The organism is Sinomicrobium halophytocola (assembly GCF_052983395.1).
The window spans coordinates 1-20,777 of the sequence record NZ_JBRKIT010000027.1 but is presented as its reverse complement, the minus strand read 5'-3'; the positions used below and the strand labels follow the sequence as shown (position 1 = coordinate 20,777).

Here is a 20,777-nt window from a genome sequence, read left to right as displayed (position 1 = left end):
TAAAATGAAAAGAACCACCATCATATTAACCGGTATATTATTATTCAGTATTGCCCTGATAGCTACTTTACATGGCTTTTCGGATGACGGACTTCCTGAACGAAATAATAGCTTTTCCAGAATATTTCCACAGGATCCTATTGAAAAGGGTAATACCCTGGACATAGAATATAATTCTTATTATATGGCAGGAACCACTAAAGATCAACTATACTTGGGTAATGTAAGAGGTTATCTTCGTTTATTAAAAGTAAATCCAACGCTGACCGATACTTCCAATATATTACTAAAGATAAAAGACTTTGATCAACTGGAATTTAAATCGCCTTATGTTAAAATAAATGCCCCATACTTTTATATGACAGATGGGGTGATGCCTGGCCTTTTCCGGGGGAAAATAGGAGAATGGCATGCCGATCGTTTTATGAAAGACAGTGCCTTCTTTATAAATGCAGAAGCTGTTTCTCCTTCTAAATTTGTGATAAGAGCCATGCAAGCAGATAATGGAGAGTATGTGCTTGGGAAAATTGAACCCGAACCTCCATATCTTACCCTTACCCCTTTATTGGAAAAACAACTGGATGGCGTCTTTTGTGTCGATGGTAAGTTACATTACAATAAAGAACTAGATAAATTAATATATGTCTATTATTATCGTAATCAATATCTCGTAGCGGATACGGATCTAAATCTGCACTACCGGAGTAATACCATCGACACTTTTAGCCATGTACGTATAAAACCAGCTAGTATTACTACCGGTAAGGGAAATACAAAAATACTTGCTTCCCCACCAAAACTGGTCAACAAAGCTAGTTGTACTAAAGGTAATCTTTTATTGGTACACTCCAATATTATGGGAAAAAATGATGATGAATATTTATACCTAAGGTCATCTGTAATTGATGTATACAATTTAAAAGGTCGAAGTTACCAATTTAGTTTTTATCTCCCTGGACATAACAGGAAAGCGGTAAGAGAATTGTGTATTATAGATAATTACCTTCTTGTTTTATATGACCAGCATATCATAAGTTATAAACTAAATCCTGAATATTTTCCAGTACAGGATATAGAAGGTGAAGATATAAAACTGGTTTACACAATCACTAATAAAACTAAATCCAAAAACTATGAAAACAAAACGAATAATTCTTAGTGTCTCTATTTTTACTATAGCAACATTAGGAGCGTTTGCATTTTCAGTGCAAACTAATCTTTATTATCGAACAGTTGAAACAAACCCGAACACATGTACTTCCATTTCAGTTAACTGTGACAATGTAATGAATTTTCAATGCAGAGTAGCGGCCCCGGAAGGAGTAAGATTTGTATGGTTAAACACAAGTTGTTCTATTCCCGTTTGGCATTCTACTGACGAGATTTTATAACCACAATAAAAGGGGACATAAAAAACCGTATCAAAATAAAAATCCAATCCAAAACAAAGCATACCAATCATGAAAACTAAACGTATAATTTTATGGCTTTCAGCTTTTTCATTGCAATTAAAAGAAAAATGTAAGGATTAAATTCAGAAGAACAAAATAAAATACCATCTAAGTTAAACTAACAACCATGAAAACGAAACAAATAATTATTAGTACCACTTTTTTTATTATAGCAACATTAAGTGCGTTTGCTCTCTCGTTACAAACAAGTCTTTTCTATAGAACGGTTGAAGCCAATCCTGCTAGCTGTACAAAAATTTCGGTCGCCTGTGATTTTGTTCCTCTAGCTCAATGTCGAGTGGCTTCCCCTGTTGGAGTAAGGTTGGTTTGGCGAAATGCTGGATGTACTCAAATAGTAGGACATTCATCATGGGATATTTTATTACCTCAGTAAACCGCCAGGGATATTTTGTTACCTGAATAAGCCGTCACCCCCCCCTTAACAAAAAACTATATAAATAACAATTATGAAAACAAAACGTCTAATTTTAAGTCTCGCGGTATTTGCAATTACAATTGCAGGAGTATATGCGTATTCGTCGTCACCTTTTAATTATTGGTTTCGCGTAGTGGAAAGTAATCCATTTAGCTGCACACCTATAAATGTTAAATGTGACCAGATTCCCGCTTTTCAATGTAGAGTTGCCACATCATATGGAATAAGATTCGTTTGGAATAATGCAACTTGCAGCCAATTCGTTGGCCATTCTGGTGCTGAAATTTTACTACCGAAGTAAAGCAATTAATTACAACTTCATCTTTTAGAAGTGCATTGAACAAAAAAACACAAACCTGCCTAATCTAAACTCTAGTCATCATGAAAACAAAACGTTTAATCCTAACCCTTTTTCTTTTCGCGGTAGCCTCCATTGGAATATATGCATATTCATTGCAACAGACTTGCTACTATCGAACAAATGAAACAAACCCAAGTAGTTGTACAGCAATTTCGGTTAATTGCGATCGTGTTCCTAACTTTCATTGTCGAGTAGCATCTCCTCTTGGAGTAAGATTTGTCTATAGCAATACCACTTGTACCATAATTAAATGGCATTCTACAGCTGAGATTTTATTACCAAGGTAATAGCGAACTGTTCAAAAAAATTGTTTAAGCTATGATAATTAAATATCAAATATTAAATCTCTTAGTCTTTTCAATAGCAATTGGCGGGGCCTTTGCATACTCATCAAATAATAGTTATTGGTACCGGGTTATTGAAAGTAACCCATCCATGAACAAACCAATTGCTGTTGACTGTGATCAAATACCGACTTATCAATGCAGAGTTATAACCGAAATAGGCGTAAGAAAAGTTTGGAATGATACAGCTACAACTCGTTTTGCCTTTCATTCATCGGGAGAAGCTTTGCTTCCATTTTAATCCCAATTTGAATTGTAAAAGTACAACATTGTATAAAAATATTTATCCGGATGAATCAGGAAAGAAAGCCGAACACCTGTATAAAAAGTAGGCATAATTATTAATTTAAATTTTAACACCATGAAAACAAAACGCTTAATTTTAAGTCTTTCTGCTTTTGCTCTTGCCGTTGTTGGAGTATATGCTTTTTCGTTGCAAAACAATTTTAGGTATCGAACAGTCGAAAATGATCCGCAAAGTTGTACAACTATTTCAGTCGGTTGTAATGATATGCCTAATTTTCAGTGTCGAGTTGCTTCTCCCGAAGGGGTGAGACTTGTTTATAAAAATTCTCAATGTAGCTCAATAACAAGACATTCTACTGACGATATCTTATTACCTCAATAAAGAGCTAATATCTAATAAAAAGAATTTCTATAACAATTAGTTTAATATAAATCTTGATAATCATGAAAACAAAACGTTTAATTTTAAGTCTATCCGCTTTTGTCCTTGCAATTGTTGGAGTATATGCTTTTTCATTACAAAATAGCAAACACTATCGTACAGTTGAAGCCGATCCAAACAGCTGTACAACCATCAATGTTGCTTGTGATAATATTCCTATACAACAGTGTAGGGTTGCTTCTCCTGTGGGAGTAAGATTTGTTTGGAAGAATGCTGGTTGTGTCCAAGTACAACAGCATTCTACATCTGATATTTTATTGCCTCAATAGGAAGGTATATAATAAAGGGCGTCTTGAAATTAATTTCAAGACGCCCTTTTAACATTGTGATAAATTTTGAACTATTTCTCATAATTACTTTATACCAGACATGATCTAATTGGCCTCTTCCCAAGGCCAGGGATTTATTTTCCTTTTTCTCATAGGCCATATTTGTGTCATAGTAGAACTATCATAAATGAACCCATTTTTTATCACATAAAGAACGTCTTTTGAATTATAAATATCCTCTATAGGATTGCTATTTAATACTACTATATCTGCCAATTTACCTGGTTCTATAGAACCTAATTCTGTATCCAAATCCATTTTTTTTGCTCCATTGAGAGTGGCTGCACGTAATGCTTCATGTATAGGCATTCCTCCCAATGTAAATGCCCACATCTCCCAGTGGGTTCCTAGGCCAGGAAAGCCGTTACCATGTCCTCCGACACTGATTAAACCATCATACTTAACTATATTTGCAAGGGTTTTACTCGCCCGTATTAATTCATTATTATAATAATCTTTCATTTGCTTTTGTCCAGGCATCATAAAACGTGATTTCTCCTTCTCTATCAAAAAAGGGGGGGTGAAACGATTTAATTTACTATCATTTACATTTATCTGATTGCTATATCGTCCCCCAATTCCCGGACTAACCATTAAAGTCGGGGTGTAATTTATCCTGCTAGTCGCTATAAACTGTATTACATCTCCATATATAGATCCTTTCCTTAATTCGTGTTCGATAGCCGTAAAACCATCCGCTACCCTAGTCAGCCCATTATAAATAATACCTGAACCGGTATAATGCGAAGTTAATAATACTCCTGATTTTTGAGCTGCATTCCTTAACCATTGTCGTTGTTTTCTATGTGGTTGAATATATTCCTTTAAAGGAGTCGCACCATATTTTGCACTATGTTGGATAACTCTATGGGCATCTTCTTGAGATTTAATATCCCTGAATGTTGTAGACCCGATCTGTGCCTCAATAGGCGTACCTGAAGAATAAATCCGAGGGGCCAATATCTCTCCTATTGTTGTCATTTCGGCTTGTCCGAACACATCTAAAGTAGGAGTTGAAGGGTCATATATTGTTGTTACTCCATATGTAAGATTACCTACATAATTTCGGTTCTGTTTTGGCCATAGTTCATAATTAGCGAGATGAAAATGTGCATGTACATCTATTAGTCCTGGAATTATCGTTTTCCCATCAAGATTTATTATGCTATCAATATCTTTCGGAATTACTATATCTTTTACCTCCCCAACCTTGGAAATACGATTGTCGCGTATTATTATTATACCACATTCGATAATTTCATTGCTATTCATGGTAATAATTCGTGCATTTACCAAAGCATAACTTCCTTTAGGAATATTCCTTGGTTTACGGATATCAATATCTGTGAGATACTTGGTTTCCTTTTCAATAATATTCTGCTGATATATTTTGTTGGTATTTGCCCAAATCAAAGTTTCTTTATCTTGCCAGGAAACATATACAGGAGCCTCTTTAGTAACTAAATTGTCCGAAGTCAAATCTATCGGTGATATGCTATCTTTATCAAAACGGGTAGAGATATCGGCAACCCATAATTGGTCTTCTTTTACAATAGCTACATGATGGTTATCAGGAGAAATCACCACTTCATCTGCATGAGGCAATTGTACATGATATTTTATGCCACTACCATCCAAATTTACCGAAAGCAGTACCGGACCGAATTCCTGATCATCCTGTGAAGCTTTATAAGTACTTATGAAAATCCGTTTACCATTTTGGGAAAAAGTAGGTATAGCATAAAACCTCTCTGGACGCACATCTATGGGAGTTATTTCCATCACAAAGTTATGATTTATCATTTCGTATAACTTACCTCCTTCAAAGACAGGGATCCAATTTAGGGAAAGCTTCCAACCGGTATAATTAGGCCCGCTGTGCTGGCTTTGCAAGCCCATCCGGGCTTCTGTTTCATCAGAAATAAATGCCAACTTAGTGCCATCAGAAGACCAGACAGGATTGGTGTATCTTCCAGCAACCTTTGTCAGTTGCCTTGGTATGCCTCCTTTGGCAGAAACAATCATTATATGTCCCATTGCAACATCTCCCCATGTAGTATAGGCTATCCATTTACCATCAGGAGATATGGCTGGGGCATATTCAAAAATAGTATCCGTAGTTAGACGGCGTGTATCTTTATTTCTGGTATTTGTTGTATAAAGTTTTCCAAAAGCGCTATACACCAATTGGTTGTTTTGTGAATTAAAAGTTGGCCATCGAATAATCTTTGTTCTTACTTCTCCACTATCCGGTATTTTTCTCTGTTTATGATGTAAAGGAGGAGTTATTTCCTTCCTTATCGGGACCTTTACCGGAATGATATGAGTCTCCCCGGTGACAACATTCACGTGTACCATTTTACCCAGTCGGGCAAGGATAATGTTATTACCATCCGGAGTGAAAGCATAATCCGGGGTCATATCACAGGACAATGAATCGGCTAATTCCTTACTCTTTCCTGTTTCTATATCCTTAATATGCAAAGTACAATATTCACCTTTTCCCTGTACATACTTTTGAACAATATAGGCAATCCCCTTACCATCAGGAGCTACTCGTGGAAGTTTTATGGATCCAAACTCCATATTTGTGGGCAGTTCCATAGTTTCTCCCGTGCTCATGTCTATACGGTTAAGCCCAGCACCCCCAATATAAGCATAACGATCATCTACAGAGAATGAACCGTTGTAATAAATACTGGAGTACATTTTTGAGTTTATCTTTCTTGCAAATGATATTTGCCGTTCAGGCGATTCCATGGCTACAAGATCATCTTTATACAGATTTATCAGCCCTTCATTGGGAGTCCAGGCCGGAACGATAAAATCCCAGTCATGCCGGCCCACATCATATTTTATAGGGTTAGTTCCATCTGCATCAATAGTCCAGAGATTGATCATTCCATCACGATCACTTAAAAAGGCGATTCTTTTTCCGTCAGGAGAATATCTGCCCCGGACATCCCAGGATTTTCCTCCGATTAATAGTTCGGCTTTACCTCCATGAATGGGCACAGTATATAAATCTCCTAAAACATCAAAGAGAATAGTACTTCCATCTGGGGAAATATCTATATGAGGATCTGTCATTTCAGAAGTTTCGAAACTTATAATTTGGGTAGAATCCTTCTTGTCAAATGTTTTTATCATTTCCTTACCCGATTGACAACAAATCAATATACAGGTGATACTTAACAACAAAATTATCTTTGTTCTTGCCATATTATTTCTTTGGATTTTGATCTAGAAAAAATGCTCTAATATCCCGCATTCTGCGTCAAATTAGGATTATTCAGGATTTCCTGTTCCGGAATGGGAAATAAAGCACTTGTAGGCTGCCAATTCGGTTTGATATTTCCCAAGACCATATTTATCCGTTCCATTCGTTTTAAATCCAGCCAACGATTTCCCCATTCTGTAAATAGTTCCACTTGTCTTTCCTGTAATATGACGTCCAATAGTTCAGATTGTGTTGTAGCTGTAGTATTTCCCAAACCTGCACGGTTACGAATAATATTTATATCTTCTTGGGCCCCGGTAATATTACCCTGATGTGTCCTGGCTTCTGCCCTAATCAAATATTGCTCTGCCAGGCGCAATACCATTGAATATTCTGTTAAAGCAGTATCTGCTTTTATTTTATACTTAAAAGGATAATAATATATTTCGTTTCCACTGTCAAAACTTTCTACCCATTTATCCTTTCGTTGATCTCCTGTTTCAAAGGCATTTATTAATTCATTAGTAAATGCCATGGAAGATTGCGTAAAAGGAGCAGTTGGGTCACTTTCAAGGATAAAAAAGAACCCCTCCCAAGTATTTCGGTCAGGTTGTACAGGTAATAATTGCCAGATGGCTTCCTCACTATTTGCAAGGAATACTTGATCAATATCCTTAAGATTATATAAACTATTATTAATTACTGTAGCTGCATTAGCTTCTGCATTTTCCCAGTTTTCCATATATAAATATACCCGGGATAATACGGCTGTGGCTGCCCCCTTGTTCGGCCGGATTCTCTCTCCATCAGAGATGGTGTAATCCTCTTTTAATAACTCTATAGCATCTTCCAAATCAACCAGTATCTGTTGATAGACGTCTGCTGCTGGATCCCGGGGGGCTACTGCATTTAGTCTATAGTCGGTAGTAGTAAGTAACGGTATTTCTCCATAGAAGTTAACCAAATAAAAATAACAGAAAGCCCGGATAAACTTTGCTTCTCCTTCCAATTGCCTTATAATTTCAACAGAGATATCTGGTGAATTGGCTATCCCTTCCAATACTGCATTGGCCATATAAATGGTATTATAGCACGAACTCCATACACCTTGGTTTATATTATTTATAGCCATTAAAGTGTTTTGATAAAACTCAATTCTTGTATTATTTGTAGAATATTCTGTTAATATATCTGCTGATATTTCGCCTAACACTGTGATACTTGAGTTACTACCGCTTGCAAATCCCCCTAATTGCATTTGGTGATAAATAGCCGTTATTGCTGCAATGGCTGTTTCATCATTCTTAAAGACCGTTTCCTGAACGAGTTCTGAATCCGGGGGATCTATTTCTACAAAATCCTTACAGGATATCATTAAACTAGTAGTTATAGTCAAAAACAGTATTGATACTTTATAAAAAGAGTTTTTTTCTGTTGATTGATTAAATATGTCTATATCCGCTTTTTTCATAATTCTTTATTTAGAAGTTAAGTTGTACACCACCTGTAACCATTCTTAAAGCCGGCAAGTTTCCTACTGTTCCTGGAGATTGAGGATCTAAGCCTATATAATTGGTCCATGTAAACAGGTTTTGCGCCTGGAGATATAATCTACACCCCTTAAGTTTTGTTTTTTCCAACCATTCATGGGGGAATTGGTAGGATAGGGAGATATTTTTTAACCGGATAAACGATGCATCTGTGATATTTAAATCGCTATCCCCCATCAAAAAATATGGTGTTAAACCGGAAAAGGATTGTGTAAATTTCTGAATATTTGTAATATCTCCAGTCTCTTGCCAACGATCCATTACTTCCACAGGCTGATTCCCTCCAAATCCACCGTTCGGATTAAAGCCAGGTATCCCAAATGCACCTATATTATTGTAGTCTCTCCCTTTTTGTTTAACAAATTCCAGCAAAAAATCTAAATCCCAGCCCTTGTACTTAAAGGAATTTTGAAGTCCTCCGTAATATTGCCGTCCTAAGTTTTCGATTGCAATCCTATCCTCCTGGTTAAAAAAACCATCCTCATTAACATCCAGTACCTGATAGAGCCCTGTATCAGGGTTCACTCCCTCAAATTGATAGAATCTCCTGATTGAAAGCGGCTCCCCTACTATATATAAATTGGCATAAGGAGAGCCTTCAATATTAGGATATTCCACTAATTTATTCTTGGGAATGGTCAAATTCATTGAAGTAGTCCAGTTAAAATTATTAGACTGTATATTCCTTGTCGTCATTTCCAGTTCCCAACCTGTATTTTGTACGGTGGCCGGTAGATTGGCCTGTACTGAATTAAACCCTGTTATAAATGGCAAAGGAAATCCTACTAACTGGTTGGAAGACCGGTTATGATACCAACTTGCAGAAAACAGCAAACGGTCTCTAAGAAAACCTAGATCTATAGCAGCTTCCAATTTTTTATTGACTTCCCACTTATAGTCCGGGTTTGCCAATCCAGTAGGAAATAATCCTCCTTCACCCCGATAATCAATAGGATCAGTAATAGGGCCATAGGTCGCCAGATAACCATAGTCTCCAATCTGGTCATTTCCTGTGGTACCATAACTGGCACGTAATTTGCCAAAACTTAAAAAGGAGATTTCATTCCTTATAAAAGGCTCTTCCGAAAATATCCAGGCTCCTCCAATGGCACCAAAATTGGCAAACTGATTACCCAGCCCAAATCGTGAGGATCCATCTCTTCGACCGGTCAAGTTTAAAAAATATTTCTCTTTCCAACTATATCCTATACGGCCAAAAATAGCATTGTATTTATACTCATTTTTAGTGTCTTGAAAAATTGAAGTCTGTGCTGCTGCATTAAGGTTCCCTAATAACTCTTCACTAAGATACCCTACGCCATTAATTCCCAATATAGTACTAGTATTACTTTGCCAGGTCATCCCTATTAAAGCATTTAATTTGGAGTTTCCAAAGCTTTGAGCATACATTAATTGCGGTTCTATAATCCAGGAATTATTTTTGTGCTCTAAAAACCTATTACTTGAACGGGTAAAAGGCCTCCTACTAGGATTAGCAGCACTCTTAGGAGTAATTACGGTTTCTTCTTGCCGAAAATCTGTATATCCAAAACTCGTTTTTAGGTTTAATCCCTGGACTAATTCATAGCTTATAACCGCATTACTTACCAGGTTATGACTTTTGATGTCCTGTGTGTTTTTCAATGAAGCTACAGGGTTATCAAATGTAGGATTTCCATTGATATCTAATTCCCAATTCAAATTTCCTTCTCCGTCATAAAGAGCGGGGGCGTTAGGAGATAATCGTAAAGCATTTGATACAATATTGGAGGCATCGAACGAATGATTTTTATCCACACCATAATTTACCGAAAGCTGCATTTGAAATCTCTTGTCTAAAGAAGTATGGTTTAAATTAAAATTTCCCATGATCTTCTTATATCCGAAATCTCCCGGGAAAACTGTAGTTTCGTCCCTAAAGCCCCCTCCAATACGAAAAGAGGTTTGAGCATTCCCCCCAGATACCGCAGTTTGTAAATCTGTAATATAGGCCGACTTCCCTATCAGTTCCTTTTGCCAATCCGTATAACGATTTTGGTCCCAGAATAAAAGATCAGTTGCATTGGCCATAGTCGGAATCACTCCATCATTAATAAAGGCTTCATTACGCATTTCCAGATACTGTTCTGTATTCAGCAATTTCATGGTATTAGACACCTTTCCTATCCCTGATTGTATATTAATTTCATAACTAACCTTTCCTTCCTTTCCTCTTTTGGTGGTAATCAATACAACCCCATTAGCACCACGAGAACCATAGATTGCCGTAGCATCCGCATCTTTTAAGACTTCTATGCTCTCTATATTGGCCAGATTAAAATTATTAAGTGGATCAACTCCTATATCTACGAAAAGACCTCCTTGCGAGCTTAATGGTGTTGAAGAAACGGGTACACCATCTATAATATACAAAGGATAGTTCCCGTCTGGCCTTAAACTATTTTGTCCTCTTATTTGAATCTGCATTCCTGCTCCAGGAACTCCACTTTCTTGTACAATTTCTACTCCTGCCATTCTCCCTTGCATAGCTTGTAAAGGATTGACTACAGGTTGTTTTTCTATTTCCTCCGCAGTAATCCTGCTGATATTTCCTGTACGCTCTCTTTCTTTTACCGTCCAATACCCGGCCTGCACCTCCACCTCCAATAGTTCCATAAACCCTTCCAGCAATTGAATATTTATAAAAGAACGTCTACTTACAGTTTCTTCCGCAGTTTTATAACCGATATGCGAAAAGACCAGGATATCCGTATCTTCTACTGTAATCGTATACCGCCCATCCGGGTCTGAAATCGTACCGTTACTCCTCCCTTTTATCACAATATTTACTCCGGCAAGCGGGTTCCCGTCTTTACCGGTTACCGTACCGCTTACTTCGTATTGTTGTACTTCTTTGGGAGTTTCTTTCTTTGGTTGCTCCTTAGGTTTGGGAGGATCTTCCTTTTTAACCGCTATAGTCCCATTGATCTGCCGGAAGATAAGGCCGGTAGTTTTGGTGATCTGTTCCAGGATGTCCGCCACACTTTGGTTATTGGCGGTAACGGTGATCTTCTGTGCTATATCGTTAATTTGTTCTTTTTTATAAAAGAAGGTGAAATCAGTTTTGTTTTCTATCTCTTCCAGGGATGCAGCCACGGTAACCTCTTTAAGGTCTACGGAGATATAGACCTCGTGGATACTCTGGCCGGAACTTTTGGAAGCAAAAGCGGCTACAGAAAACATCCAGATGGCGAGGATAAGGCTACGCGCTGTCATGATAATACATGCTTTAACCCAATTATTTTTCATAATTTTGCAATGTTTAAATTTTTTATTTAGACTCCAGGCCTTCTGAGTGATGCGGTCAAACATTATACTTAGGAGGCTTTTTTATTTCTTTTTTTTATAGTAGCTATGTTTTCATGTAGTTATTGTTTTAGTCTTGAGATTTTAGTTGGTTAGGGTCACCCCCCTACGCCCCCCTCAAGAGGGGATTTTATTGTCCTGGGGAGATAATACCCGGAGCCCTGTTTATGTTATGCAGGGTTTATTTGGGACAATAAATCGCTCTCCCTGCGGTTTGCGCATAGACAGGGCGTACCGGGTAGCCTGCATGTTCCGGGGAGCAGGCAGAGACTTACCAGAAGAAAAAGCTCATAGCTACTTTGGGATCGTATTTTTAAGGTAAGTGCGGTGATTTTGTCATAGGCATGTGTGTATTAATGATTATTGTATAATTGAGTATTGTGTTAGTTTCTTTTTTTGTTCCGATGGATATGTGTTTTTAAAGGTGCCACGGATACACGGATTTCTTTGGTTACAGGTTCTAGGTTTGGTTTATTACTCAGCTAAAACGAGGTGGCTGAGTGTTCCGGCTCCGCCGGAATGTACCGAAGCCACCGGGTTACAAGTTCCAGGTGTCTAAGATTTGCCACGGACCTGCCTGCTCTATTTTCGCCGTAGAAGCAGGCAGCTAAAAAATTATTCGTGAATCCGTGGCTTGTATAAGTGTGGGCACTTATTTTAACATGTTTTTTAAACCATCAACCTCGTTTTCTATGGCGGCTTCTTTTTGGGGGCCGGGCCATTTTTTGAGTTGCTTCATCCGCTTATCGGCCTCTATCGGGTCGGTAAACTCACAACAGAATACCAGTTCCACCGGTCTCCGGGGGTATGTGTAACAGTCTCTGTATAATCCTTCCTGGTGTTCCTGGAGCCTGTTTTCTATTTCAGCGGAGACACTGGTATAATAGGTGTCGTCCGAACATCTGAGCATATACACGCATACCGGTTTTAGCATAGTGTTTCAGTTTTACATGCTTTGCATCCCTTGTGGTAAAAATTTTAACCGCAAAGGGCGCTAAGAAGGCGCAAGGGGCGCAAAGTTTTACTCATTTTTAAAAGAACTTTCTATTACTAATCCTTACATCCTTTACCATCTATCTCTACGTCACCACTAGGATTTATTTTATAGGTGATCCCCAGAGAGTAATGGTATGTTTTCAATACATTGAGCAAGGTTTCCTTTTTATGCTTGCCGCGTATGATACAGTTTGCCAGTTCCGGGTTATTGATCTGTATCTCTACGCCGTACCAGCGTTCCAGTATCTTCACTACTTCACCGAGGGGTCTTTCAAAGAACAGTACCCCGTCTTTCCAGCCGGCAATATCCGCGGTATTCACTTCCTGTTTTACCAGGCTTTTTTCTTTTGCTTTGTATAATGCCTGTTCATTAGGCGTTAATACCAATAGATCCTTTTCTTTTTTCCCGGCTTCTTTACGGCTTACTTCCACTTTCCCGGTAGCCACAGAAACCGCTATTTCTCCTTCGTCTTTATAAGCTTTGATATTAAAGGACGTTCCCAGAACCCTGGTGGTCAACGCTCCTGTCTTTACCAGGAAAGGCATTTTTTCGTTCCGTTGTACTTCAAAAAAAGCTTCCCCTTCCAGGGTGACCTCCCTGGTATCGCCCCGGAATTCTTCGGGAAACGATAGTTTACTATCAGAATTCAGTTTTACCACGGTACCATCAGGCAGGGTAATAGTGGCTTTTTGTCCGGAAGCTACCTGCTGGGCAATAACGGGGGCTTGTTCCATGTTTGGATTGCTGTAGTACAGTATTGCGGCCGAAGCCAGGAGCACTACAATAACCGCCGCTATTTTATACCAGCCCGGACCGGCCTTGACGCGGGTTCCCTCTATTCCGCGTACCCTGCCTTGGTGTACCGTTTTACCTGGTGTTCTTTTTATGGCTTCCCATATTTTATCGAATTCATCGTCTTGATATTCACCGGGGTTTTGGCATATGCCGGTTTCGTCCAATTCTTCCCAGTGTGTTTCCATAAATTGCTTTACCTTTTCTTCCGTTCCCGGTTTTCCCATATACCTGGTCAGTAGATCATATTCATGCCTGGTCATACTCCCTTCTCGGAATTTTTCAAGCAACGCTTTCAGATATAAATCCTTTTCCATTATTGTTCATTTTTAAGCAGGGGCTTTTTTCCTCCTTATTATTCATAATCCTTTATAAGTAATACACCATAAGACGGCGTATGTCCCAAAAGGAATTTTAAATATTTTGGGGTTTTTGAGAGTTTGACATTTAATGTACTGTCATTGTGACTTTTATGATGTTGAAAATTTTTAACTGCAAGGGGTTGGTTATATATAATTATTAACCAGCCACGGATACACGGATTTTTTTGGTTACAGGTTACAAGTTTCAAGTTACAGTTGCCGCTCAGCCAAAACGAGGTGGCTGAGTGACAGCCGAAGGTTGTTGTATCGAAGCCACCCCTGTTTTGACTTTAATAGAAATATTGAATTTCGGGTAAAGGAAAACCATACTTTTTTTATGCAAAAGGTATACTGGTCTTTTAAAAACCAACGCTATTTTTATTGTAATAAACAGAACTCATGTTGAGAAATTATTTTATCATAGAAAAGGATAACCGATCTATCCGGACCATAAAAGACACTTTACAGGAGGTGGGAGGATTTCAGTTTTTGGGGTGTACAACTGATAGGGAGGCTGCTTTGGATATGCTACTCATGGAACAACCGGACTTGGTTCTTATAGGTATGGACGATGTTATAGAAGATCCTTTTGGGGTGGTTTTGGAATTATACCGGCATCTTGATACCCTGCCGGGTTTTATTGCATTGTCCGGGACTAAGGATTTGGCGTATCAGGCTATTAAATATGGATTCCTGGATTATATATTATATCCTGTATCGGGCATAGAGGTGAGGAAAAGTGTATATAGGTATTATTTGAGGGAACGGGAGAGGAATATTTAGGAAAAGGGGATTAACCGCAAAGGGATTGTTTTTTAAGGGTGTGGACTGGTGATAGAATTAAAGGGTAAGGCTCATCACCCCTAAAGTCCCACTTCGACTTAGCTCAGTACACCGCCTCAAGGGGACAATTGTTTGGGTGTCCCTTGAAAGGGACGTGAAGGGGTTATTGCCAATGAACTGCGAAAGGGCAGCCAAAAAATATCCGTGTATCCGTGGCAACCCTTCTCTACCGGATATGATACCCGAAACTCAGCATAAAGTATTGCTGCAGGTTGTTGCTTTGAGTGTCTTCTATGTAGTTCTGGGTGGCAATGCGGTTGATGTTGCGGTTTTGTTTGAGGAGATCGAATACGCGGAATTTTAGTTCCGCGCGTCTGTCTTCCAGGAACAACCAGGAGATGTCCATGTTCCATAACAGCGAAGTCTTTTCAAAACCATCGGGGAAGCTGTTGTTGCGGATAAAGCCCACTTTATTGCCCCATATCAGGTTTTTAACTGGGTAGAGGTCCAGGGAGCCGCTGAGATTGTGTATGGTAAAATCCTGGTCCTGCCCGGAGGCTTTGTCGTATTGTATTTTGTTATATTGTGGGGTATAGAAAATATCTACATCCAGTATTTTTTCTATGGTATATCCTAATTGGATACCGGGAGCCAGGGTCCAACGATCACTGCTTACCAGTTCCTGGTTAATAAAATTCCTGTCCCGGTTATAGCCCGTATTCCCTGACAACTTTATATCCAGTGTCCCGGTCTTTAAAGGTTTGCGGGCAGAAAAACCGAAATACCCATATAAACGACGTACCCCGTCTATATTGATATAGGAAGATACCTGCCTACCAAGGTTGTCGTACATAATCGTGTTGATGATCTGATCACTTATCGGCGAATAGGTGATATTGGCAAAAAAGGAATTTCCCTTATTGTTTAAAGTGTTATAACTTAGATTATACATTTGGTAAAGCATAGGCTCCAGGTCCGGGTTACCTTCCCGGATAAACAAGGGGTTGGTATTGTCTGCCACAGGTTGCAACTGCTCTGCCGATGGCGGGGAAGTATAGGCATTATAGGAAAAAGTCAATCGTTTTTTATCTGTTACCCTATAGTCAACATGTAGTGAAGGCGTAACATTCACAAAATCACGTGTAATCCCGGTTTGCAAGGTTTTGTTATAGGGACTCAGCCAGTTGTAATTTAAGGTAAGCCCGGCAGAAAACTCCACCTTTTTTAATTTATAACGCAAGGAAACATTAGTGTTATTGTTTAGTGTCTCCGAACGAAAGGCATTGGTAGACAGGCTATCCAGGGTTTCTCTTTGGTTGTTTTCGTCCAGCAGCCAGGTTTCCCGGTCGTTGGTAGCCCTGGTATAAGAGGCGGTACTATACCATGAACCACTAAAGTTCCCGGATATGGGAAACCTGTGGCTTATACTAGCCGTATAATTATCCGAGCGATTGTCTGTAAGGATCTGTTGCCTGAACCGGGCAATAGAATCCGTCCCTTCCCTGTAAAAAGTGGTTTCCCCCAGGTTCAGGTCTTCGTTGTTCTGGTGGGAAAACATACCGGAAAGTGTAATATTAAGATATGCTTCTTTGGAATAGTGTTTTTGCCACCCCAACATTAAAGGGATCGAAGTGTTTTTCCCATTGCTATAATAGGTATTTTGCTGTTCGTTAACCGGGTTTTCCGCTCCATCCGCAGTCGTGGTATGGGTTATGGTTTGATTATCAATCTTGCTATACGAAAGTTGCGGTATTTGTATTTGTAACGTAGATGTGGAATCCAGCGGTATGGATGTATTGACATTTACCTGGTGTTCATCGCTACTCCGGGTCGCTGTGGAATTGGAGGTAGTAGCGAAAGAAGAATCCGGGACGATAAACTGTACCCGTTCTTTCAGGGATTCCTGGAATGTATTCGGATGGGTGTAATTATAACCCGCAGAAAGTTCCACCCCACTTTTCCAGCGATCGCTGTAATTGATGCCCCCTCTCAGGGTTTTTGTGATACCATTACCGGCATTGAGTACGGTAATTACCTCTTCTTCGGCATAATCCACAGCATTGACATTATTCAGCATGCCGAGTACGGTAAGGCGGCTTTCGCCCCGGAAACGGTTAAACTTCCCCATAAGTTCATAACGGTCGTCCGTTCCCCCGCCTACGGTAAAATTCCCAAAGTCTTTCAACCCTTCTTTTAGCTGTATATTCAGCGTTTTGCTCCTTTCTGTAGTATTTCCTGTTCTTACATCTTCCGCTTCTTCAGTATCCGTCAACTGTATCTTTTCCACAATATCTGCTGGCAGGGTGCTTAATGCCATTTTGCCATCCGTACCAAAGTATTCCCGCCCGTCTACCAATATTTTGGATACCCGTTGCCCGTTATAGGTCATCGTCCCATCCGAACTCACTTCCAGGCCCGGCAGCTTTTTAAACAGTTCCTTGATTTCACTATAGGGACGGGTGGTAAAGGCACTTACATTATATTCCAGGGTATCTCCACGGATAATCATAGGCAATTGTACGCCCTTTACTTCCACGTCTTCCAATGCTATAGCTCCTTCTTGTAACCGTACCGGGCCCATTACAAAACGAGGTTCCTTTAAATAAAGTAGTCCCTGGTAGGGTTTATAGCCAAGATAGCGGATGTCTACCAACAGCGTATCCTGTTGCGGAAGGTTTTCTACGGTAAATTGCCCTTCCATGTCCGTAACCACCGCCCCTACCCTGGCCTGGTTAGCTACGCGGCTTACAATAACCGTAGCCCCGGGCACCGGTTCTTTGTGCAGGGAATCCAACACACTCCCGATAAGGGTTCCCGTCCTTTGTGCATAAAGATCTGAGGGAGTAAAAAATGCCATAGACATACAGCATAAAATAAAAAAACGGGTGACAGAATGTATCAAAATATGAGGTATTATGATTTGTAGCTTATTTCTATATTAAAAAGAGTGCACCCGGCAACTAACCCATAATCAGGATCATATTAGCCACAATAAACGGACTTTTGTAAACCAAAACTTTTAAAAATCCATCCGGGTACACTTCTCTTAAGGGATATTGATCCCTAACAACTAACAAAATTTACGTTAATATTGCCCTTTAGTCCCGATAATTATCGGGATTCGGGGAGTGATCGATGGCTTCCGTGTATTATTTTCAGGAGCCTGGAGTTACCCCGTTTATAAATAGTACACCGCAGGAGGATGAATGTCCCAAATAGGGAATGCGTAATTGAGGGATTAACCGCAACGGGCACCAGGGATTACGCGAGGTTCACAAGGTTTTCACCCGTTGGTTTTAATATGGTTGATTCTATGTAGTTCAGCCTGCCCGGAGTCTTAACTTTTATACTCTTATTAAGAATTCAAAGAACTTTTATATTCTTTTTTTAGTATATGACAAAAATTCCATTATCATAACCTTTTTTCGACTCCCTCTTCAGATGAACCTGCCTGCGGGAGGGGGAGTTTTGACAAGCCCAAACTTTGGCGTGTTTACCTTAACGTTTGGGGTTATCCCGATGGTTTGGGCTTTCAAAACCCTCCCCCCTTCGCTACGCTCGGGTACCTCCCTTCATCACAAGGGAGGAGCCTTTAGAGGTTTATAAAACATAGAACACCTGTCTTTTTCGGGGCCACTATAACATTAATTAAATGACATTCCCCTTTAGGGGCAAATCAAGGGAAATCAGGTTGACCCCAACCCTAAAGAGAGCCTGATTTCCCGGCTTTTCTTACTTCAAAGCTATAAGGAACGGGCTGTAATAGAAAGCTTGTAGTAAAAATACTTCCTGATAGATAAGTATTTCTCCCCGAGGGATAAGCCATAGCGGGTTTAATGCTATAATTTTAGGTTTTGTTAACCGAGGGGTCCGTTTCTCACCAAGTAAGGAGCCCTAAAAAACCTAATCATCATGCCTGTGAGATATGCATTATTTCCCAATCAACTCACCGAAGACCCCAACGACTATATGGCTGTAGTACAGAACCAGGTCTCCCGTACTATAGAAGATATTATCAATATTATGATAGGCAGGGGAAGTACCGTTACCAAGGCCGAAGCTTTGTCTGTCATTGAAGAATACGAGGCTGCTATTGCCCAAATTCTTGCAAACGGCGATAATGTAAGTACTCCCATATTCCGTATCAGCGCTTCTGTTCCCGGGGTGTTTACCAGTATAGACGATCGTTTTGACCGTTCGCGGCATCATGTACGCCTCAACATCCATCCCGGTCCCCGTATCGGACAGATCGCCGAAGAACTCCCCGTAGAAAAAGTACCGGCTACCGAACGGCAGCCTATATTACAGCGATTCAAGGACGTGGCCTCCGATACCATAAACGAAACTCTAACCCCGGGAGCGGTAGGAGAGCTCTTTGGCAGTCTTCTGAAAATTGACCCGGAAGATGCGGAACAAGGTATCTTTCTTATTGCTGCCGATGGTACGGCCACCAAAGCTGAAACCCTGGTACGTAACAAGCCCGCAAACCTCATCTTTATGATCCCGGACACTTTGGAAAGCGGGGAATACATCATAGAAGTAAGGAACAAACCGGGAAACATCTCGGAAATCCGTTCCGGGAGCCTGAATATGACCTTAATTGTCTGACAGACCTGTCAGAAATCCGGGAAAACCATACCCTATAGGGTAAAAGTGTTGCACCCTATAGCATAAAGGAGTCTCACCCTATAGGATAAAGGTGTGTTACCCTATAGGACAAGGAAATCCCCCCTAAATCAGGAAGATTTTTCTTTTATAAAGAAATAGCTATTATAAAAAACATAACCATTTAGAACGCATATTCGTCTCTTATTACAAATTTTACTCTTTTTGGTTGTGTCTAAAGCCGTGAGCCATTCTAAACTAACTTAATAAATATCGTGATTAAGTAGGTAAGGTAAGCTATAATCATAATCCCTTTTTCGGCTCACGGCTTTTTTTATTATTACACGCTTTAATCACCCCCTGCTCCCTTACTGCCCCGAGAGTTTTGTCGCCAGGACATAAATAATTAACAGGATAAGTATAAGCGCTACGATATCTATAATTTTTTCTACACTATCATCTTCCACTTTAAACCTTTATACGGTAGTTAAATAAGGGAATAAAGAGGGAGTGCATCCGGTAAGGCATAATAAATCACAATAAATAATAACATACGTTTTTTTGTCAACGATTTATCTAAAAAAACGTTCCGGATACACTCCCCTATTGATAAGGTGATACACCTCAAGTAAAAGCCCTTTTAATTCTTTAAAAAAAGCACGGGACTTTGGTCATCCCGTGCCAGACACATGAAAAATATCCCGCTAATTCAAATTTATGAGAACAAAGTTTTAGATTCTAATTAGTGTTGTTCAGGGTTTTCCCATGTGCTTTATAAGTAATACACCGGAATAGGTTGTATGTCCCAAAAAAATTTGAAAAAAATTTGAGAAAGGGAGATCTATTGTTGTCAAAACCAATTTTTAAATAGCCTGGAACCCTTTAAATTACCGGGCATGCAAAGCAGGAAGTTAAGTATGTTTAGTTATAGCGCATTTAATTCGTATATAACATTCCCTGTTTGTGATTTTCCCAAAATATAAAGATGAGAAATTTGAAAAGGAAAATTGTAACTCCAAAGATAAAAGTCGTAACTAATAACCTCCAGGGGGGTGTTCCCGGCACAATTACGATAAACCGCAAAATATCTTCTGATATCTTTTTTAATTTCACTAATGTCCGCTAAAAATGAATCTACGCTCTTTGAACTCCTTATACCCCATAGCTTTACACGCTGTTTTAGGACGTGACGATTTGAATTGTATGAATGGAACTTCGCTTGCCGGCCTCTCCGAATACAGATAGGTTCTGAAAGCCCTGCTTATCTTCAGAAGACCAGGGTACTCATGATAAGCGTATTTTTTTTCATACACTCCTGTACCGGGACCCATAGAAAAACTCTCTGTTTCTTTCCGCTTTAGAGCCTGGAAAACGGCCATTAAAGCAATCCCTTTGACACCGGAAGGGGTTCAGTTAGCGGCATACACAGTTACGTTGACCGCTAACCGGGTTGCTTGTGAATTCATACACAATTGCTTAAGCGGCTAACCGGGTTATGTGGACCGCTAAAGGGA

General features: G+C 39.5%; 14 protein-coding genes. 8 read left to right on the top strand and 6 right to left on the bottom strand.

Features of this window, described 5'->3' with window-relative positions; genetic code table 11:
* Nucleotides 1-4 precede the first annotated feature (4 nt).
* From ACVBDY_RS10355 to ACVBDY_RS10330, 6 genes are all read left to right on the top strand, one after another.
* On the top strand, nucleotides 5-1,159 hold the full coding sequence (locus tag ACVBDY_RS10355; RefSeq protein WP_447175407.1) for a hypothetical protein: 1,155 nt from the start codon (nucleotides 5-7) through the stop codon (nucleotides 1,157-1,159).
* Nucleotides 1,134-1,391, top strand: a complete 258-nt coding sequence (locus ACVBDY_RS10350; RefSeq protein ID WP_447175406.1) for a DUF6520 family protein — start codon at nucleotides 1,134-1,136, stop codon at nucleotides 1,389-1,391. The genes ACVBDY_RS10355 and ACVBDY_RS10350 overlap by 26 nt, the downstream gene beginning before the upstream one ends.
* 187 nt (nucleotides 1,392-1,578) lie before the next feature.
* The gene (locus ACVBDY_RS10345) at nucleotides 1,579-1,845 is read left to right on the top strand and encodes a hypothetical protein (protein ID WP_447175405.1); all 267 of its coding nucleotides are present in this window, start codon (nucleotides 1,579-1,581) and stop codon (nucleotides 1,843-1,845) included.
* A gap of 721 nt (nucleotides 1,846-2,566) precedes the next feature.
* Entirely contained in the window at nucleotides 2,567-2,833 is a 267-nt protein-coding gene (locus tag ACVBDY_RS10340; RefSeq protein ID WP_447175404.1) for a DUF6520 family protein, read from the top strand.
* A gap of 120 nt (nucleotides 2,834-2,953) precedes the next feature.
* Nucleotides 2,954-3,220 carry a DUF6520 family protein gene (locus ACVBDY_RS10335; protein WP_447175403.1) on the top strand — a complete coding sequence of 89 codons (267 nt, stop codon included), beginning with the start codon at nucleotides 2,954-2,956 and terminating at the stop codon, nucleotides 3,218-3,220.
* Between the two features lie 62 nt (nucleotides 3,221-3,282).
* Complete coding sequence (locus ACVBDY_RS10330; protein WP_447175402.1) at nucleotides 3,283-3,549, top strand: DUF6520 family protein; 267 nt, start codon at nucleotides 3,283-3,285, stop codon at nucleotides 3,547-3,549.
* A 105-nt stretch (nucleotides 3,550-3,654) separates the two neighbouring features.
* Here ACVBDY_RS10330 and ACVBDY_RS10325 read toward each other — a convergent pair whose 3' ends face one another.
* The 5 genes from ACVBDY_RS10325 to ACVBDY_RS10305 form a co-directional block, all read right to left on the bottom strand.
* Nucleotides 3,655-6,831, bottom strand: a complete 3,177-nt coding sequence (locus ACVBDY_RS10325) for an amidohydrolase family protein (RefSeq protein WP_447175401.1) — start codon at nucleotides 6,829-6,831, stop codon at nucleotides 3,655-3,657.
* 35 nt (nucleotides 6,832-6,866) lie between these two features.
* A complete protein-coding gene (locus ACVBDY_RS10320) occupies nucleotides 6,867-8,300 on the bottom strand; it encodes a RagB/SusD family nutrient uptake outer membrane protein (protein WP_447175400.1) in 1,434 nt (477 codons plus the stop codon).
* 10 nt (nucleotides 8,301-8,310) lie between these two features.
* The gene (locus ACVBDY_RS10315; protein WP_447175399.1) at nucleotides 8,311-11,667 is read right to left on the bottom strand and encodes a TonB-dependent receptor; all 3,357 of its coding nucleotides are present in this window, start codon (nucleotides 11,665-11,667) and stop codon (nucleotides 8,311-8,313) included.
* Nucleotides 11,668-12,376: 709 nt separating this feature from the next.
* Complete coding sequence (locus ACVBDY_RS10310) at nucleotides 12,377-12,658, bottom strand: GIY-YIG nuclease family protein (protein WP_447175398.1); 282 nt, start codon at nucleotides 12,656-12,658, stop codon at nucleotides 12,377-12,379.
* A 116-nt stretch (nucleotides 12,659-12,774) separates the two neighbouring features.
* The gene (locus ACVBDY_RS10305; RefSeq protein WP_447175397.1) at nucleotides 12,775-13,830 is read right to left on the bottom strand and encodes a FecR family protein; all 1,056 of its coding nucleotides are present in this window, start codon (nucleotides 13,828-13,830) and stop codon (nucleotides 12,775-12,777) included.
* Between the two features lie 444 nt (nucleotides 13,831-14,274).
* Here ACVBDY_RS10305 and ACVBDY_RS10300 point away from each other — a divergent pair, with 444 nt between their 5' ends.
* Nucleotides 14,275-14,658, top strand: a complete 384-nt coding sequence (locus ACVBDY_RS10300; RefSeq protein WP_447175396.1) for a response regulator — start codon at nucleotides 14,275-14,277, stop codon at nucleotides 14,656-14,658.
* A 226-nt stretch (nucleotides 14,659-14,884) separates the two neighbouring features.
* Here the strand turns inward: ACVBDY_RS10300 and ACVBDY_RS10295 are convergent, their stop codons facing one another.
* The gene (locus tag ACVBDY_RS10295; protein WP_447175395.1) at nucleotides 14,885-17,515 is read right to left on the bottom strand and encodes an outer membrane beta-barrel protein; all 2,631 of its coding nucleotides are present in this window, start codon (nucleotides 17,513-17,515) and stop codon (nucleotides 14,885-14,887) included.
* A 1,055-nt stretch (nucleotides 17,516-18,570) separates the two neighbouring features.
* On the opposite strand from ACVBDY_RS10295, the gene ACVBDY_RS10290 reads away from it, so the two are divergent.
* Nucleotides 18,571-19,266 carry a DNA-binding domain-containing protein gene (locus ACVBDY_RS10290; RefSeq protein ID WP_447175394.1) on the top strand — a complete coding sequence of 232 codons (696 nt, stop codon included), beginning with the start codon at nucleotides 18,571-18,573 and terminating at the stop codon, nucleotides 19,264-19,266.
* The last annotated feature ends 1,511 nt before the right edge of the window (nucleotides 19,267-20,777 follow it).

Coding starts and splice junctions, on each gene's coding strand:
- ACVBDY_RS10355 (WP_447175407.1), top strand. CDS start 5: ATGAAAAGAACCACCATCATATTAACCGGTATATTATTATTCAGTATT.
- ACVBDY_RS10350 (WP_447175406.1), top strand. CDS start 1,134: ATGAAAACAAAACGAATAATTCTTAGTGTCTCTATTTTTACTATAGCA.
- ACVBDY_RS10345 (WP_447175405.1), top strand. CDS start 1,579: ATGAAAACGAAACAAATAATTATTAGTACCACTTTTTTTATTATAGCA.
- ACVBDY_RS10340 (WP_447175404.1), top strand. CDS start 2,567: ATGATAATTAAATATCAAATATTAAATCTCTTAGTCTTTTCAATAGCA.
- ACVBDY_RS10335 (WP_447175403.1), top strand. CDS start 2,954: ATGAAAACAAAACGCTTAATTTTAAGTCTTTCTGCTTTTGCTCTTGCC.
- ACVBDY_RS10330 (WP_447175402.1), top strand. CDS start 3,283: ATGAAAACAAAACGTTTAATTTTAAGTCTATCCGCTTTTGTCCTTGCA.
- ACVBDY_RS10325 (WP_447175401.1), bottom strand. CDS start 6,831: ATGGCAAGAACAAAGATAATTTTGTTGTTAAGTATCACCTGTATATTG.
- ACVBDY_RS10320 (WP_447175400.1), bottom strand. CDS start 8,300: ATGAAAAAAGCGGATATAGACATATTTAATCAATCAACAGAAAAAAAC.
- ACVBDY_RS10315 (WP_447175399.1), bottom strand. CDS start 11,667: ATGAAAAATAATTGGGTTAAAGCATGTATTATCATGACAGCGCGTAGC.
- ACVBDY_RS10310 (WP_447175398.1), bottom strand. CDS start 12,658: ATGCTAAAACCGGTATGCGTGTATATGCTCAGATGTTCGGACGACACC.
- ACVBDY_RS10305 (WP_447175397.1), bottom strand. CDS start 13,830: ATGGAAAAGGATTTATATCTGAAAGCGTTGCTTGAAAAATTCCGAGAA.
- ACVBDY_RS10300 (WP_447175396.1), top strand. CDS start 14,275: ATGTTGAGAAATTATTTTATCATAGAAAAGGATAACCGATCTATCCGG.
- ACVBDY_RS10295 (WP_447175395.1), bottom strand. CDS start 17,515: ATGGCATTTTTTACTCCCTCAGATCTTTATGCACAAAGGACGGGAACC.
- ACVBDY_RS10290 (WP_447175394.1), top strand. CDS start 18,571: ATGCCTGTGAGATATGCATTATTTCCCAATCAACTCACCGAAGACCCC.